This window comes from Sphingosinicella microcystinivorans (genome assembly GCF_027941835.1).
Classification (GTDB): Bacteria; Pseudomonadota; Alphaproteobacteria; order Sphingomonadales; family Sphingomonadaceae; genus Sphingosinicella.
Map to the genome: position 1 here is coordinate 3,132,929 of NZ_CP116005.1, position 13,500 is coordinate 3,146,428.

Here is a 13,500-nt window from a genome sequence, read left to right on the forward strand (position 1 = left end):
GGCGATGAACATGCATCAACCCGTCGATAGCTCTTTCAGGAGCAGCGTTTCCCGGTCATGGGCATCGGCCGGGAGCGACGGCGGCCGTCGCCGCGTCCTGATCGTCGCCGCGATCCTCGTCGCCGCGGCGGTCGCGGCCTGGCTCGTCTTCGGCGGCGGCGCGGAGACGCCCGCCGAGAACCCGGAGGCCGGGCGCCCGTCGATCACCGTCATCGTGCCGGGCACCACGCAGGTCGCGGACAGCGTCAGGGCGGTGGGCAGCATCGCCGCGCGCCGCGACATGCCGGTCGGCGTGCAGGGCGAGGGCGGGGCCGTGACCGCGGTGCTCGTCGACGCCGGCGACTACGCGCAGAAAGGCCAGGTGCTGGCGCGCATCGACCGTTCGGTGCTCGAACAGCAGGTGAGCCAGTTGCAGGCGTCCGTAATCCGCGCCCGCGCCGACGCGGCGCTCGCGCAGTCGGAGCTCGACCGCGCGCAGTCGCTGGTGGCGCGCGGCTTCATTTCCAAGGCCGACATCGAGCGCCGCACCGCGACGCGCGACGGCGCCAACGCCGCCGTGAACGTGGCCGCCGCGCAGCTTCGCGAGGCGCAGGCGCGGCTCGGACGGCTCGACATCCGGGCGCCGGAGGCCGGCCTCATCCTCGAACGCAACGTCGAGCCGGGGCAGGTCGTCAGCTCGGGCAGCCCCGCCGTGTTCCGCATGGCGCAGAACGGCGCGATGGAGATGCGCGCCCTCGTCGCCGAGCAGGACCTCGCCGGTATCGAGGTCGGGCAGTCGGCGACGGTGCAGCTGATCGGTTCCGCCACCGAGTACGCCGGGCGCGTCTGGATGGTGGAGCCGGTGATCAACCCGCAGACCCGGCAGGGGCTGGTGCGCATCGCGCTTTCCGGCGACCGTTCGCTGCGCCCCGGCGGCTTCGCCTCGGGCCGGATCGAGGTCGGCACGGCCGACCGGCCGCTGCTGCCCGAATCCGCCGTGATGGGCGATGCGGAAAGCAGCTATGTGTATGTCGTGGCAGAGGACGGCACGGTCGAGCGCCGCGACGTCAAGGTCGGCACGGTCTCGTCGGCGGGCGTCGCCATTTCCGGCGGCCTCTCCGGCAAGGAGCAGGTCGTGATGTCGGCGGGCGCGTTCCTCAATCCGGGCGAGAAGGTCAGCCCGGTTCTGCACAAGCCGCAGAAATAGGCGACGGCGGGCAGGAAGCGAAACGATGCGGAATATCTCGTCCTGGTCGATCCGGAACCCGGTCGCGCCGATCGTGCTGTTCGTGGCGCTGACGCTGGCGGGCATCGTCAGCTTCATCCGCATGGACATCAACAACAACCCGGACGTCAGCTTCCCGGTGGCGCAGGTGATCATCACCCAGCCGGGCGCCGCGCCTTCGGAAATGAAGACGCAGATCACGCAGATCGTGGAAGCCTCCGTGCGGAACGTCAGCGGCGTCGACGAGATCACCTCGTGGGTGACCGAGGGCGTTTCGACGACGATGGTGCAGTTCGACATCGGCACGCCGATCGACCGCGCCGTCAACGACGTGCGCGACGCGGTGCAGAAGGTGCGCGGAGACCTGCCGCAGGGCATCCTCGAACCGCAGGTGGTGCGCGAGGACATCGACGGCGTGCTCGCCTACTGGACGGTGCAGTCCGTGGACATGACGCTCGAGGAGCTGTCGTGGTTCGTCGACAACGTCGCCTCGAAGCGGATGCTCTCCGTGCCCGGCATGGCGGTCGCGAGCCGCGGCGGCGGCGTCTCCCGCGAGATCCGCGTCGAGCTCGATCCGATGAAATTGCAGGCGCAGGGCATCACCGCCGCGCAGGTCAACCAGCAGCTCCGCCAGCTCAACCTCAACGCCACCGGCGGGCGCGCCGAGATCGCGGGCGCCGAGCAGTCGGTGCGCGTGCTCGGCAACGCCGCCGACGCGGCGGCGCTCGGCGCGACGCAGCTCAGCGTCGGCGGCCGCACGCTCAGGCTTTCCGATGTCGCGAACGTGCGCGATTCCTACGGCGAGCAGCGCGGCCTCGGCCTCATCGACGGACGGCAGGTCGTCAGCATTCGCCTTGCGAAGGCGAAGGGCTCGTCGGACGTCGCCGTCTACGACGATGCGCTCAAGGTCCTCGACCAGCTCGCGGCGGAATATCCCAAGGTGAAGATCACGCCGATGTTCACCACGGTGAAGTACACCGAGCAACAGTACGAGGCCTCGATGGCGGCGCTCATCGAAGGCGCCGTGCTCGCCGTGATCGTGGTGTTCATCTTCCTGCGCGACTGGCGGGCGATGCTGATCTCGGCCACGGCCATTCCGCTGTCGGCGATCCCGGCGTTCTGGTTCATGGACATGATGGGCTTCACGCTGAACGGCCTGTCGCTGCTCGCGCTCAGCCTCGTCGCGGGCGTGCTCGTCGACGATGCGATCGTGGAGATCGAGAACATCGTGCGCCACATGCGCATGGGCAAGACCGCCTACCAGGCCTCGATGGACGCGGCGGACGAGATCGGGCTGGCGGTGGTGGCGACCACCTCGGCGATCGCCGCCGTGTTCCTGCCGGTCGGCCTGATGGGCGGCGTCACCGGACAGTTCTTCAAGCAGTTCGGGCTGACCGTCGTGGTCGCCGTGCTGATGAGCCTTGCCGTCGCGCGCATGATTACACCCCTGATCGCCGCCTATTTCCTGAAGGCCGAGGGCGAGCAGAACCACGGCGACGGCCCGATGATGGACCGCTACCTCGCGATGCTGCGCTGGTCGCTCGACACCGGGCGGGCCCGCGAGGTGCGCGCGCGGCAGGACTGGAAGCGCCATTTCTGGCGCCTCGCCGACCACCGCGTCTGGGTGATGGGCATCGGCGTGCTGGCGCTGCTGCTGACGGCCGTGTCGTTCGCGACGCTGCCGTTCACCTTCCAGCCGGAATCCGACCAGGACTCGACCCAGCTCAAGATCGAGATGGTGCCGGGTACGACGCTCGAACAGACGCGGGCGCTGGCCGAAAGGGCCAATGCGCTGCTGCTCAGGCAGCCGGAAACGCAGCTCAGCTACATCGACATCGAGCAGCCGGGCAGCGCGATGATCTACACGCAGCTTCGCGACAAGCGGAAGCGCACGAGCATCGAGTACCAGAAGCAGCTGGCGCCGGAACTCCAGAAGATTCCCGACGCGCGCATCACCTTCCAGTCGATGGACGGCTGGAGCGGCGGGCGCGACGTGACGGTGATGATCGCCGGCGACGACAGCGAACTCCTGCACGACGCCGCGCTCAGGATCGTGGGCGAGATGCGCGCGCAGAAGATGTTCGTCGCGCCGCGCGTGGAGGGTGATCTGCAGCGCCCCGAGATCGTCATCTCGCCGCATTTCGACCTCGCGGCTGAACTCGGCATCACCACGGCGGCGCTCAGCGAGACGATCCGCATCGCCACGATCGGCGACATCGACCAGAACGTCGCCAAGTTCTCGCTGACGGACAGGCAGATTCCGATCCGCGTCATGCTGCCCGTGGAATCGCGCAAGAACATCACCATGATCGAGAACCTGCCGGTGCCGACGTCGAGCGGCGGATCGGTGCCGCTGAAGGTCGTCGCCGACATCGGCTTCGGCGCGGGCCCGTCGATCCTGAGGCGCTACAACCAGCGGGACCGCATCGTCGTCGGCGCCGACCTCGCCGAAGGCTATGTGAAGGGCGAGGGCCTGAAGACGGCGCTGTCGCTGCCGGCGGTGCGCAATCTTCCGGCGGGCGTCGAGCGCATCGAGTTCGGCGAATCGAAGATGCAGAACGAGTTGGTCACGCAGTTCACGGTCGCCGTCGTTTCGGGAATCCTGCTCGTGTTCGCGGTGCTGGTGCTGCTCTACAAGCGCGTCATGCCGCCGTTCGTGAACATGGGCTCGCTGCTGCTCGCGCCGCTCGGCGGTGCGCTCGCGCTGCACCTCACCGGGCAGGTGATCTCGATGCCCGTGCTGATCGGCCTCTTGATGTTGCTCGGCATTGTTGCGAAAAACTCGATCCTGCTCGTCGATTTCGCGATCGAGGAGATGAACAAGGGCGTGGACAAGGTGACGGCGATCATCGACGCAGGCCACAAGCGCGCGCAGCCGATCGTGATGACCACGGTGGCGATGGCCGCCGGTATGCTGCCGACAGCGCTTTCGCTGACCGGCGACGGCGCGTGGCGCGCGCCGATGGGCATCACGGTGATCGGCGGCCTTCTCCTCTCGACGCTGCTGACGCTCGTGATCGTTCCGGCCGCCTTCAGCCTCGCCGACGGCGTCGAGCGCTGGCTCGGCTCGAAGTTCAGCAAGCTGCTCACCCACGACCATCCCGGCAAGCCGGCCGCGGCGCCCGCTGCCCCCGCCGAGTAGGACGGGGCGATCGGTCCAGCACGCACATGGGTGACGGCCGACCCGGCACGGCACATGAAGATCGTCGCCACGGGGATGCTGCTGCTGATGGCGGCGGTGTTCCTCGCCGCGCGCGCGCTCGGCGAGGCCTATGTCTGGGCGCCCTATGTCGAGGCCTTCGCCGAGGCGGCGATGGTGGGCGGGCTTGCCGACTGGTTCGCGGTGACGGCGCTGTTCCGCCACCCGCTCGGCCTGCCGATCCCGCACACGGCGATCATCCCGAAGAACAAGGACCGGCTCGGCGACAACCTCGCGGCCTTCCTCAAGACCAACTTCCTGAAGCCCGCGATCGTGGCGCGCCGGATGCGGAGCGTCGACATGGCGGGCGCGGTCGGGCGCTGGCTCGCCGCGCCGCCCGCCGAGACGCGGCTCAGCGGCAGCATCGGCAAGCTCGGCATCCAGCTTCTCGACGCGCTGGACAACGAGGCCGTGTCGGGGTGGATACGCGGCGCGATCGGCGGCAACCTGCGCCGTTTCGAGCTTGCGCCGCTGATGGGCCGCGTGCTCGACCGCGCGATCGACGAGGGGCGGCTGCAACCGCTCGTCGATTCCGGCATCACGTGGCTCGCGCGCGTACTCGACCAGAACGAGGGGCTGATCCGCGATCTCGTCGAGGCGCGGACGATGTGGCTGCTGCGCCTCGCCTCGCTCGACGAGCGGCTGGCGAATTCGATCATCGAGGCGCTGCGGCGGCTGCTGAACGAGATGTCGGCCGATCCCGAGCACCCGCTGCGCCTGAAGGTGATGGTGGCGATGAAGGACTTCGCGTTCGACCTCCAGTTCGAATCGGAAACGCAGGCGCGCGTCGAGAAGCTGAAGCTGGAGGTGATCAAGAACCCCGAGCTGGGCGGCTTCCTCGACGGCATCTGGACGAACGCCAAGACCTCGCTCCGCGCGTCGCTCGCCGACCCCGGGCAGGCGCTCGCGGGCCGTGTCGGCGAGGCCGCGCGCCATATCGGGCAGACCATCGAGAACGACCCCGCGCTGCGGCGCGCGCTCAACAAGTACACGCGCCGCGCCATCGTCGGCGTCGTCGCGGACTACGGCGACGAGCTTGTCCGCATCGTGTCGGATACCGTGCGGAGCTGGGACGCGGACACCGTCACCGAGCGCGTCGAGCGCGCGGTGGGCCGCGACCTCCAGTTCATCCGCATCAACGGCACGCTGGTGGGCGGCCTCGTCGGGCTCACCATCCACGCGGTGACGGAACTGCTCTAGACTCGGGAATCCCGCTTCCGCGCGCGGAAGGCGCGGACCTTGGTGAGATTGCCGCACGCCGCGGACGAGCACCACGTCTTCGAGCGATTGCGGCTGCCGTCGAAGAACGCCCAGCGGCAGTCGTCGTTGGCGCAGAGCTTCACGCGGCGCATCTCGCCGCTTGCGAGGACGTCGGCGAAGGAGAGCGCGGCGAACGCGGCGTGCGAGCCCACGAGGCCGGATTCGAGGCCGAGTTCGCCCGAACCCGAGTCGCGGACGTGCAGCGTCCGTTTCGCCCCGGCGAGGCAGGCGTTGATGCGGGCGAGGGCGGCGGGGTCCGCTCCCTCGCCCGCCATCGCGCTCGCGATCACGCTGCGGAGCGCCGACCGGAGCCGCTTGAGGTCTTCGATGTCCCGATCCCGAAGCATCGCGGGCCTTCCCCAACGGGCGAGCAGCCTTTCGGTCCAGGCGCGGTCGTCGAGATGATCGGTGACGCGGCCCGGCCCCTCGATATGCTCGCTGTTGATCAGCTCGAGGAAAGGAAGTCTGGAGTTTGTAACCATCATTTTCAGTTTGACTCGTTACACCGGATCGCGGCACAGCGCCAGCCCTGACAACAGGGAGACCGCGAATGGATGGACGATCGAAAGCGCCGGGGAAAGTGATCATCGTGGGGGCGGGCATAACCGGCTGCGCGATCGCCTGGCACCTCGCCCGGCTCGGGCACACGGACGTGACGGTCCTCGACCGCGGCACGCTCGGGGCGCCGCTCGGCTCGACGGGCCATGCGCCGGGGCTGCTCGGGCGCAACGCGGCGTCTCCGGTCATGGCGGCGCTCGCCGACTATACGGCGGAGTTTCTGATGCGGCTTCCGGGCGCGGTGTTCAACAAGGTCGGCAGCGTCGAGGTCGCCCGCAAGGCGGAAACGGCGGACCTGCTGGAACGCAAGGCGGCGACGGCGCGGGGATACGGGTTCGAGGCTCATGTGGTCGGCCCCGGAGAGCTTGCCGGGCTGGTGCCCTACATGGACGTCTCCGGCCTGAAACGGGGCCTGTACCTCCCGGGCGACGGCACGCTCGATGCCCGTGCGGCGCTGCGCGGTCTCCACGAGGGCGCGCGGGACGCGGGGGTGACGTTTCGGGAGAATGTCGCGGTCAGGGACGTGCTGGTTCGCGAGGGGCGGGTCGTCGGCGTCGTCACCGATGACGGGGAGATCGTCGGGGACAAGGTCGTCATCGCGGTCGGCATCTGGGGGGCGGAGCTTCTGAAACGGCACGGCATCGCCCTGCCGCTGTTCCCGGTCCAGCATCCCTATTTCACGACCGCGCCGCTGGCGGTTCTGGACGGGGCGCCCGCGCCTTCGCGGCATCCGATGGTGCGGGACCTGGAGAACGTCTTCTACCTGCGCGAGCACGGCGACCGGCTCGGCTTCGGCTGGTACAGCCACGCGCCCGCGCCGGCGGAGGTGGCAGCACTCATCGAGGCCGAAATGGCGTTTCCGGCGCACGGCTTCCACGAGGGTCTTTCGCACGACCTCTTCCCGGTTCTCGCGGGCGCGCCGATCGAGAGAAAGTTGAACGGCATATTCTCGATGACGCCGGACGGCGGGCCGCTGCTTGGGCCGGTGCCGGGAGAGCCGCACCTGTGGGTCGCCGAGGCGGTGTGGGTCACGCACTCGGGCGGCGTCGGGCGCGCGGTCGCCGAGGCGCTGCTCGGCCTTGAGCCCACCATCGACGTCGGCGCCTTCGCGCCGGACCGCTTCGCGGCGATGCCGGAGGACGTCTGCCGCGCGCGGTCCCTGTCGCTCTACAACGACATTTACGCGTGGCCCGCGCCTTGAGGCGTCAGGCCCTGAGCGCCCCGCAGGCACGCTGGATGCGGGTGCAGGCGTCTTCGAGGAGGTCGGTGGAGGTCGCGTAGGAGATGCGGAACGCGGGCGAGACGCCGAACGCGCCGCCGTGCACCACCGCGACGCCTTCCGATTCCAGCAGGTAGCCCGCCACGTCCTCGTCGTTCGCGAGCGTCGCGCCCGACGGCGTCTTGCGGCCGATGAGGCCGGCGCAGTCCGGATAGACGTAGAAGGCGCCCTCGGGCGTCGCGCAGCGGAGGCCGTCCGTCTGGTTCAGCATCGAGACGACGAGGTCGCGGCGGCCGCGGAAGGTCTCGACGCGCGCCTTCAGGAAGTCCTGCGGGCCGTTCAGCGCCGCTGTCGCCGCCGCCTGCGCGATGGCGCAGGGGTTGGTCGTCGACTGCGACTGGATCTTGGCGATCGCCTTGATGAGCTGCGCCGGGCCGCCCGCGAAGCCGATGCGCCAGCCTGTCATCGAATAGGCCTTGGAGGCGCCGTTCACGGTGAGTGTGCGGTCGTAGAGGTCCGGGCAGACATCGGCGATGGTCGCGAACTTCGTGTCGTAGATGATGTGCTCGTACATATCGTCCGACAGCACCCAGACGTGCGGATTGCGGCGCAGCACCTCGCCGAGCGCGGCGATCTCCTCGCGCGTGTAGACGGCGCCGGTGGGGTTCGACGGCGAATTGAGGATCAGCCAGCGCGTCTTCGGCGTGATCGCGGCTTCGAGCTCGGCAGGCGTGATCTTGAAGCCCGCGTCGATCCCGGCGGCGATGAACACCGGCTTCGCGCCGCAGAACTGCACGATGTCCGGGTACGACACCCAGTAGGGCGCGGGGATGATGACCTCGTCGCCCGCGTTCAGCGTGACGAGCAGCGCGTTGAAGATCGTGTGCTTGCCGCCAACGTTCACGGTGATCTGGTCGAGGCCGTACTCGAGGTTGTTGTCGCGCCTGAACTTGCCGCGCACGGCCTCCTTGAGCGCGTTGGTGCCGTCGACGTTGGTGTACTTGTTCTGCCCGCCGCGAATGGCGGCGATGGCGGCCTCCGCCACGAAATCCGGCACCGGCATGTCCGGCTCGCCCGCGCCGAGCCCGATGACGTTCCGCCCTGCCTCCTTGAGCGCCGCCGCCTTCTGCGTGACGGCGAGCGTGGGGGACGGCTGGATGCGCTGGATGGCGTCGGAGAGGAAGGTCATCGAAAGGCTCCGCGTGAGGGGTGCGCGGGCCTCTTAGAGTCAGTCGCTTCCGGGGGCAACCAGCCGTGCGCGAAAAAGTCCGCGCAAGGCATTTCCGAGCAGGAATCCGCCGTCGAGATCGGCGCGGGCGAGGGAAGCCTCGCGGGCGCGGCCGGTCTCGAGAAGATGGCGGCGCAGCACGCCGGGGAGCAGGCCGTCGCTCGCCGGGGGGGTCAGCAGCACGCCGTCCCGCTCGACGAACAGGTTGGTGAAGCTGCCCTCGGTGAGCCGGCCGTCGCCGCGCTCGAAGATCACCTCGTCCATGCCCGAGGCGCGGCGGGCGGCGTCGTAGAAGGCGCGGTCGCTGGTCTTGTGCGCGAGGCGGGGGTCGCCGGGCTTCACCGGCAGCGGCACGATCGCGGCGCGCGCCGGGGCGGGGACCGGCGGCATTCCGGTGCAACTGACCGCCGCCGCGCCGCCCGGCGCCAGCACCAGCTTGATGCGCGCGGGCGTCCTCAGCGCGCCGACGGCGGCTTGCAGGAGGTTGCGGACCTCGTGCCGGTCGAAACGGAAATCGTGCCACGCGGCCGACTGCTCCAGCCGTTCGAGGTGGAGCGGCAGGTGGGCGATGCCTTCCGCGGGCGTGAAGCCCATCGTCTCGATGAGGTGGAACGGCCGCCCCGACGCGCTGACAAACGCCATCTTCTCTCCGCACTCACGCCATTCCGACGCGGCATCGCTGTCGGCGACAATGCCCGATCCAATGCCCATTGTCGCGCTTTGGTTCCGCATCTCGATGGTGCGGATCGCGACGTTGAACTGCGCGGCGCCGGGGCCGACGGCGCCGATCGAGCCGGTGTAGACGCCGCGCGGACGGGCCTCGACCGCGTCGATCACCTCCATCGCGCGGATTTTCGGCGCGCCGGTGACGGAACCGCAGGGGAACAGCGCGTCCAGAACGTCGAAGGCGTCGAGGCCCTCCCGGAGCCGTGCCTCGACCGTCGTCGTCATCTGGTGAACGGTGGGATAGCGCTCCACCGCGAACGCATCGCGCACGGCGACCGACCCCGCCTCGGCGACGCGCGCGAGGTCGTTGCGGATGAGATCGGTGATCATCAGGTTCTCGGCGCGGTTCTTGGGATCGGCGGCGAGCGCGGCGGCGGTGGCGGCGTCGTCCTCGGCGAGCGGGCGGCGCGGGGCGGTGCCCTTCATCGGGCGCGTTTGCAGCACGCCGCCCGACAGCGTGAAGAACAGCTCGGGCGAGAAGGACAATATCCATTCGCGCCCCGTGAACACGACCGCGCCGTGGCCCATGCGCTGCGCGCGCCGGAGCCGGGCGTAGAGCGCCAGCGGATGGCCTTCGATGGCGAGGCCGGTGGGGAAGGTGAGGTTGGCCTGATAGATGTCGCCGGCCTCGATCAGCGCCTTCACCTCCGCGAGCGCGGCGGCGTAGCGCGGGGCGTCGAGGTCGGGTTCGGGCGCGGATACGCGGACTTCACGTCCGGCGACCGCGCCCAGCAGCGTTTCCGGCGGCACGAATTGCGGCGCGTCGAAGACTCCGAACCAGACGAGCGGGGTCTCGGCGCCGCGCTCCGGAATGGCGGAGAGGCGCGGCTCCAGCGCGTGCCCGGCCTCGTAGGCGAGGAAGCCCGCGACGTGGCGGCCTTCGGCGACATGCCGCCGCAGCGCCGTGAGCGCGGGGCGGACTTCATCCCGGCGCGAGGCGGTGACGATCTCGCGCGCGCCGCTGTAGAGCGTGAGCGGGTGCGTGCCGTCGCCGCGCGCGTCGTCGAGCGCCACGAACGGCGCGGTCAGCATGACGACACCCGTTGCCGGGCACCCGGCGGCATCGGTAGAGTGGGGGCAGTGAAAGAACGAAGCGTCATGGTCCGGGGGTGGTTCTTAGCAGGTCTTGCAGCGCTTGCCGCAAGCCTTCTCCCGCACGGTGCCCACGCAGCGGCGGTGGAGGCGCCCGCGGCGCTGACGGTGAGCGGCGTGCCTGCCGTGCCCGCCACGCTGATGGAGCAGGCGAAGCCCTATCTCGAATACCGCTCGGCGCGGCTGCTCGGCTGGCACCCGGTGCGCCGCTCGGTGCTGATCGGCGCGCGCCTCGACGACAGCCGCCAGCTCTACGAGGTTGCCGCGCCGGGCGCCGCGCCGCGCCGGCTCACCTTCGGCGAGGAGCCGGTACTGGCCGGGGAATTCGCGCCGGTCTCCGGCGACGTGACGCTGGCGCTCGCGGACCGGCAGGGCGACGAGCAGTACCAGATCTTCCGCGTCGACGGGGGCCGCATGGTCAGCCTGACCGGCGAGGACGGGCGCAACCTCGGCATCCGCTGGACGGCGGACGGCAAGCGCATCGGCTATTCGACGACGCGGCGCACCGGCCTCGACACCGATCTCCACATCATGGACCCGCGCGACCCTGCGACCGACAAGCTGGTGATGGAGGGGCGCGGCGGCGGCTGGAGCTTCGCGGACTTTTCGGCGGACGGAAAACGCGCGCTCCTCTACAACTACATCTCGGTCGCGATCAGCCGCCTGTTCGAGATCGACCTCGAAACGCGCCAGCTCCGGGCGCTGGTGCCGCCCACCGCCGAGCCGTTCGCGTTCGGATCGGCGCGCTACGGCCCGGGAGGACGCATCCTCGCCGTCACCGATTTCGGCGCGGAGCACCGCTATCTCGCCGAGATCGACCGGGCGACGGGCCTGCCGCGCAGGCTCAATCCCGAGACCGGTTGGTCGGTGGAGGACTTCCGCGTCGATCCCGAGGGCCGCTTCCTCGTCTACGTGGTGAACGAGAACGGCCTGTCGCGTCTGCGCCTCCTCGACCTCGCGACCGGACGGCCGCGCCCGGCGCCCGCGCTGCCCGGCGGCGTCATCAGCGGGTTGTCGGTCGCGCCGTGGGGCGAGGTCGGGGTTTCGCTGTCCACCGCGTCCTCGCCCGGCGACGTGTGGTCGTTCGATCCCGACCGGCTCGACCTCACGCGCTGGACGGAAAGCGGCGCGGGCCTGCCGCCGGGCGTCGAGCCCGAGATCGTCACGGTGGAGAGCTTCGACGGGCTTGCCGTTTCCGGGCTGCTCTACCGGCCCGATCCGGCCTGCTTTCCGGGGCCGCGCCCGCTGGCGATGATCTTCCACGGCGGGCCGGAGGGGCAGTCGCGCCCCGGCTTCCTCGGGCGCAGCAACCACATGGTGAACGAACTCGGCATCGCGCTGTTCTTCCCGAACGTGCGCGGCTCGACGGGCTACGGCAAGCGCTTCGTCGCGCTCGACGACGGGCCGTTCCGCCGCGAGGACGCGGTGCGCGACGTCGGCGCGTTCCTGAAACGCCTGCGTCGCGATCCCGGCATCGACCCGGCGCGCATGGCGGTGAGCGGCGCGTCCTACGGCGGCTACATGACGCTCGCCTCGCTGATCCGCTACCCGAAGGACTTCCGCGCGGGCGTCAGCATCGTCGGCATCTCCGACTTCGTGACCTTCCTCGAAGGCACCGGCGAATACCGCCGCGACCTCCGCCGCCTCGAATACGGCGACGAGCGCGATCCCGCCGAGCGGCGCAAGCTGAAGGCGATCTCGCCGCTGACGCGCGCGCACCGCATCCGCGCGCCGCTGCTCGTCGTCAGCGGCGCCAACGACCCGCGCGTGCCGCCCTCGGAAGCCGACCAGATCGTCGCCGCGCTCCGCGCGCGCGGCGGCACGGCGTGGCACGTGGCCGCGGCGGACGAGGGACACGGCTTCGAGAAGAAACCCAATGCCGACTACCAGTTTCTCGCCACTGTGCTGTTCTGGCAACGCTACCTGCTGGGGACTGCACCCGATACCCTTGCAAGCCGTTGACATTCCGCCCTTGCGCGCCCCAATGCTGTGGGCATGACCTCCGATCCCCGCCCCTTGGCAGCCGCGATCGTTCCGGTGACGCCGCTGGAGCAGAATTGCACGTTGCTGTGGTGCACGCGCACGATGCGGGGCGCGTTCGTCGACCCGGGCGGCGACCTCGACAAGCTGAAGGCGGCGGCGGCACAGTACGGCATCACCATCGAGAAGCTGCTGGTGACGCACGGCCATATCGACCACTGCGGGCTCACCGGCGTGCTCGCCGCCGAGCTCGGCGTGCCCATCGAGGGGCCGCATCCCGAAGACAAGTTCTGGATCGACATGGCGGGCAGCGTCGGCCAGCAGTACGGCATCGCGGGCGCCGCGCCGTTCACGCCCGACCGCTGGCTCCACGGCGGCGACAAGGTGACGGTGGGCGACCTCACGCTCGATGTCTATCACTGCCCGGGCCACACGCCCGGCCACGTCATCTTCCATCACCCGGAGAGCCGCCTCGCCATCGTCGGCGACGTGCTGTTCCAGGGCTCGATCGGCCGCACCGACTTCCCGAAGGGCAATCACCAGGCGCTGATCGACTCCATCCGCACGCAGCTCTGGCCGCTCGGCGACGACACGGCGTTCGTGCCGGGGCACGGTCCGATGTCCACGTTCGGGCACGAGCGACGATCGAATCCGTTCGTCGCGGATGCGGTTCTGGCACGCGCCTGATATAGTCGAACCGTGCAACAGAAAGCCCACTTGCATCGCCGCGATGAATCGCTATGTTCGCGCGCTCAACCGAATCCGGCGGGTTTCCGGGGCAATTCGCATTGTCCTGAAAGGCTGGCCGGTGCACGAAAATCCACGTTGAAGGTAACAGGTGCCGCATGGCTGTCCCCAAGAGAAAAACCACGCCGTCGCGGCGGAATATGCGTCGTAGCCATCATGCGCTCAGCGCCGCGACGTTCCAGGAATGCTCCAACTGCGGCGAGCTCAAGCTGCCGCACAACGTTTGCGGAGCCTGCGGCTTCTACAACGGCCGAGAGGTTGTCGAAGCCGGCGCGTAAACCGGTGGA

10 protein-coding genes are annotated in these 13,500 nt (G+C 69.7%); 7 read left to right on the forward strand and 3 right to left on the reverse strand.

What is annotated here, in order from left to right; all coding sequences use genetic code 11:
- Positions 1–10 precede the first annotated feature (10 nt).
- Genes PE061_RS15000 through PE061_RS15010 form a run of 3 tightly spaced genes read left to right on the forward strand, consistent with a single transcriptional unit; the run spans position 11 to position 5,603 of the window.
- Positions 11–1,186 (forward strand): efflux RND transporter periplasmic adaptor subunit, encoded by a 1,176-nt coding sequence (locus PE061_RS15000; protein WP_271256053.1) that lies wholly within the window; start codon positions 11–13, stop codon positions 1,184–1,186.
- A gap of 25 nt (positions 1,187–1,211) precedes the next feature.
- Positions 1,212–4,346: an efflux RND transporter permease subunit gene (locus PE061_RS15005; RefSeq protein WP_271256054.1), complete on the forward strand. Its 3,135-nt coding sequence runs from the start codon at positions 1,212–1,214 to the stop codon at positions 4,344–4,346.
- Positions 4,347–4,400: 54 nt separating this feature from the next.
- Entirely contained in the window at positions 4,401–5,603 is a 1,203-nt protein-coding gene (locus PE061_RS15010) for a DUF445 domain-containing protein (protein ID WP_271256055.1), read from the forward strand.
- On the opposite strand, the gene PE061_RS15015 is transcribed toward PE061_RS15010, so the two are convergent.
- Positions 5,600–6,148: a CGNR zinc finger domain-containing protein gene (locus PE061_RS15015; protein ID WP_271256056.1), complete on the reverse strand. Its 549-nt coding sequence runs from the start codon at positions 6,146–6,148 to the stop codon at positions 5,600–5,602. The genes PE061_RS15010 and PE061_RS15015 overlap by 4 nt on opposite strands.
- A 65-nt stretch (positions 6,149–6,213) precedes the next feature.
- Here PE061_RS15015 and PE061_RS15020 point away from each other — a divergent pair, with 65 nt between their 5' ends.
- Entirely contained in the window at positions 6,214–7,422 is a 1,209-nt protein-coding gene (locus PE061_RS15020; protein WP_271256057.1) for an NAD(P)/FAD-dependent oxidoreductase, read from the forward strand.
- Positions 7,423–7,426: 4 nt separating this feature from the next.
- On the opposite strand, the gene PE061_RS15025 is transcribed toward PE061_RS15020, so the two are convergent.
- A complete protein-coding gene (locus PE061_RS15025; protein ID WP_271256058.1) occupies positions 7,427–8,629 on the reverse strand; it encodes a pyridoxal phosphate-dependent aminotransferase in 1,203 nt (400 codons plus the stop codon).
- Positions 8,630–8,668: 39 nt separating this feature from the next.
- Entirely contained in the window at positions 8,669–10,426 is a 1,758-nt protein-coding gene (pabB, locus tag PE061_RS15030) for an aminodeoxychorismate synthase component I (RefSeq protein WP_271256059.1), read from the reverse strand.
- A gap of 48 nt (positions 10,427–10,474) precedes the next feature.
- On the opposite strand from pabB, the gene PE061_RS15035 reads away from it, so the two are divergent.
- The 3 genes from PE061_RS15035 to rpmF all read left to right on the forward strand — a co-directional run bounded on the left by PE061_RS15035 (position 10,475) and on the right by rpmF (position 13,491).
- Entirely contained in the window at positions 10,475–12,448 is a 1,974-nt protein-coding gene (locus tag PE061_RS15035) for a S9 family peptidase (RefSeq protein ID WP_271256060.1), read from the forward strand.
- A gap of 33 nt (positions 12,449–12,481) precedes the next feature.
- Positions 12,482–13,153 (forward strand): MBL fold metallo-hydrolase, encoded by a 672-nt coding sequence (locus PE061_RS15040; protein WP_271256061.1) that lies wholly within the window; start codon positions 12,482–12,484, stop codon positions 13,151–13,153.
- 158 nt (positions 13,154–13,311) lie between these two features.
- Positions 13,312–13,491: a 50S ribosomal protein L32 gene (gene rpmF / locus PE061_RS15045; RefSeq protein ID WP_271256062.1), complete on the forward strand. Its 180-nt coding sequence runs from the start codon at positions 13,312–13,314 to the stop codon at positions 13,489–13,491.
- Positions 13,492–13,500: the final 9 nt, after the last annotated feature.

Bases quoted from the DNA above. Each gene is read 5' to 3' on its own strand.
- rpmF (WP_271256062.1), top strand. From the start codon at position 13,312: ATGGCTGTCCCCAAGAGAAAAACCACGCCGTCGCGGCGGAATATGCGT.
- PE061_RS15025 (WP_271256058.1), bottom strand. From the start codon at position 8,629: ATGACCTTCCTCTCCGACGCCATCCAGCGCATCCAGCCGTCCCCCACG.
- PE061_RS15000 (WP_271256053.1), top strand. From the start codon at position 11: ATGCATCAACCCGTCGATAGCTCTTTCAGGAGCAGCGTTTCCCGGTCA.
- PE061_RS15020 (WP_271256057.1), top strand. From the start codon at position 6,214: ATGGATGGACGATCGAAAGCGCCGGGGAAAGTGATCATCGTGGGGGCG.
- PE061_RS15005 (WP_271256054.1), top strand. From the start codon at position 1,212: ATGCGGAATATCTCGTCCTGGTCGATCCGGAACCCGGTCGCGCCGATC.
- PE061_RS15010 (WP_271256055.1), top strand. From the start codon at position 4,401: ATGAAGATCGTCGCCACGGGGATGCTGCTGCTGATGGCGGCGGTGTTC.
- PE061_RS15015 (WP_271256056.1), bottom strand. From the start codon at position 6,148: ATGATGGTTACAAACTCCAGACTTCCTTTCCTCGAGCTGATCAACAGC.
- PE061_RS15040 (WP_271256061.1), top strand. From the start codon at position 12,482: ATGACCTCCGATCCCCGCCCCTTGGCAGCCGCGATCGTTCCGGTGACG.
- pabB (WP_271256059.1), bottom strand. From the start codon at position 10,426: ATGCTGACCGCGCCGTTCGTGGCGCTCGACGACGCGCGCGGCGACGGC.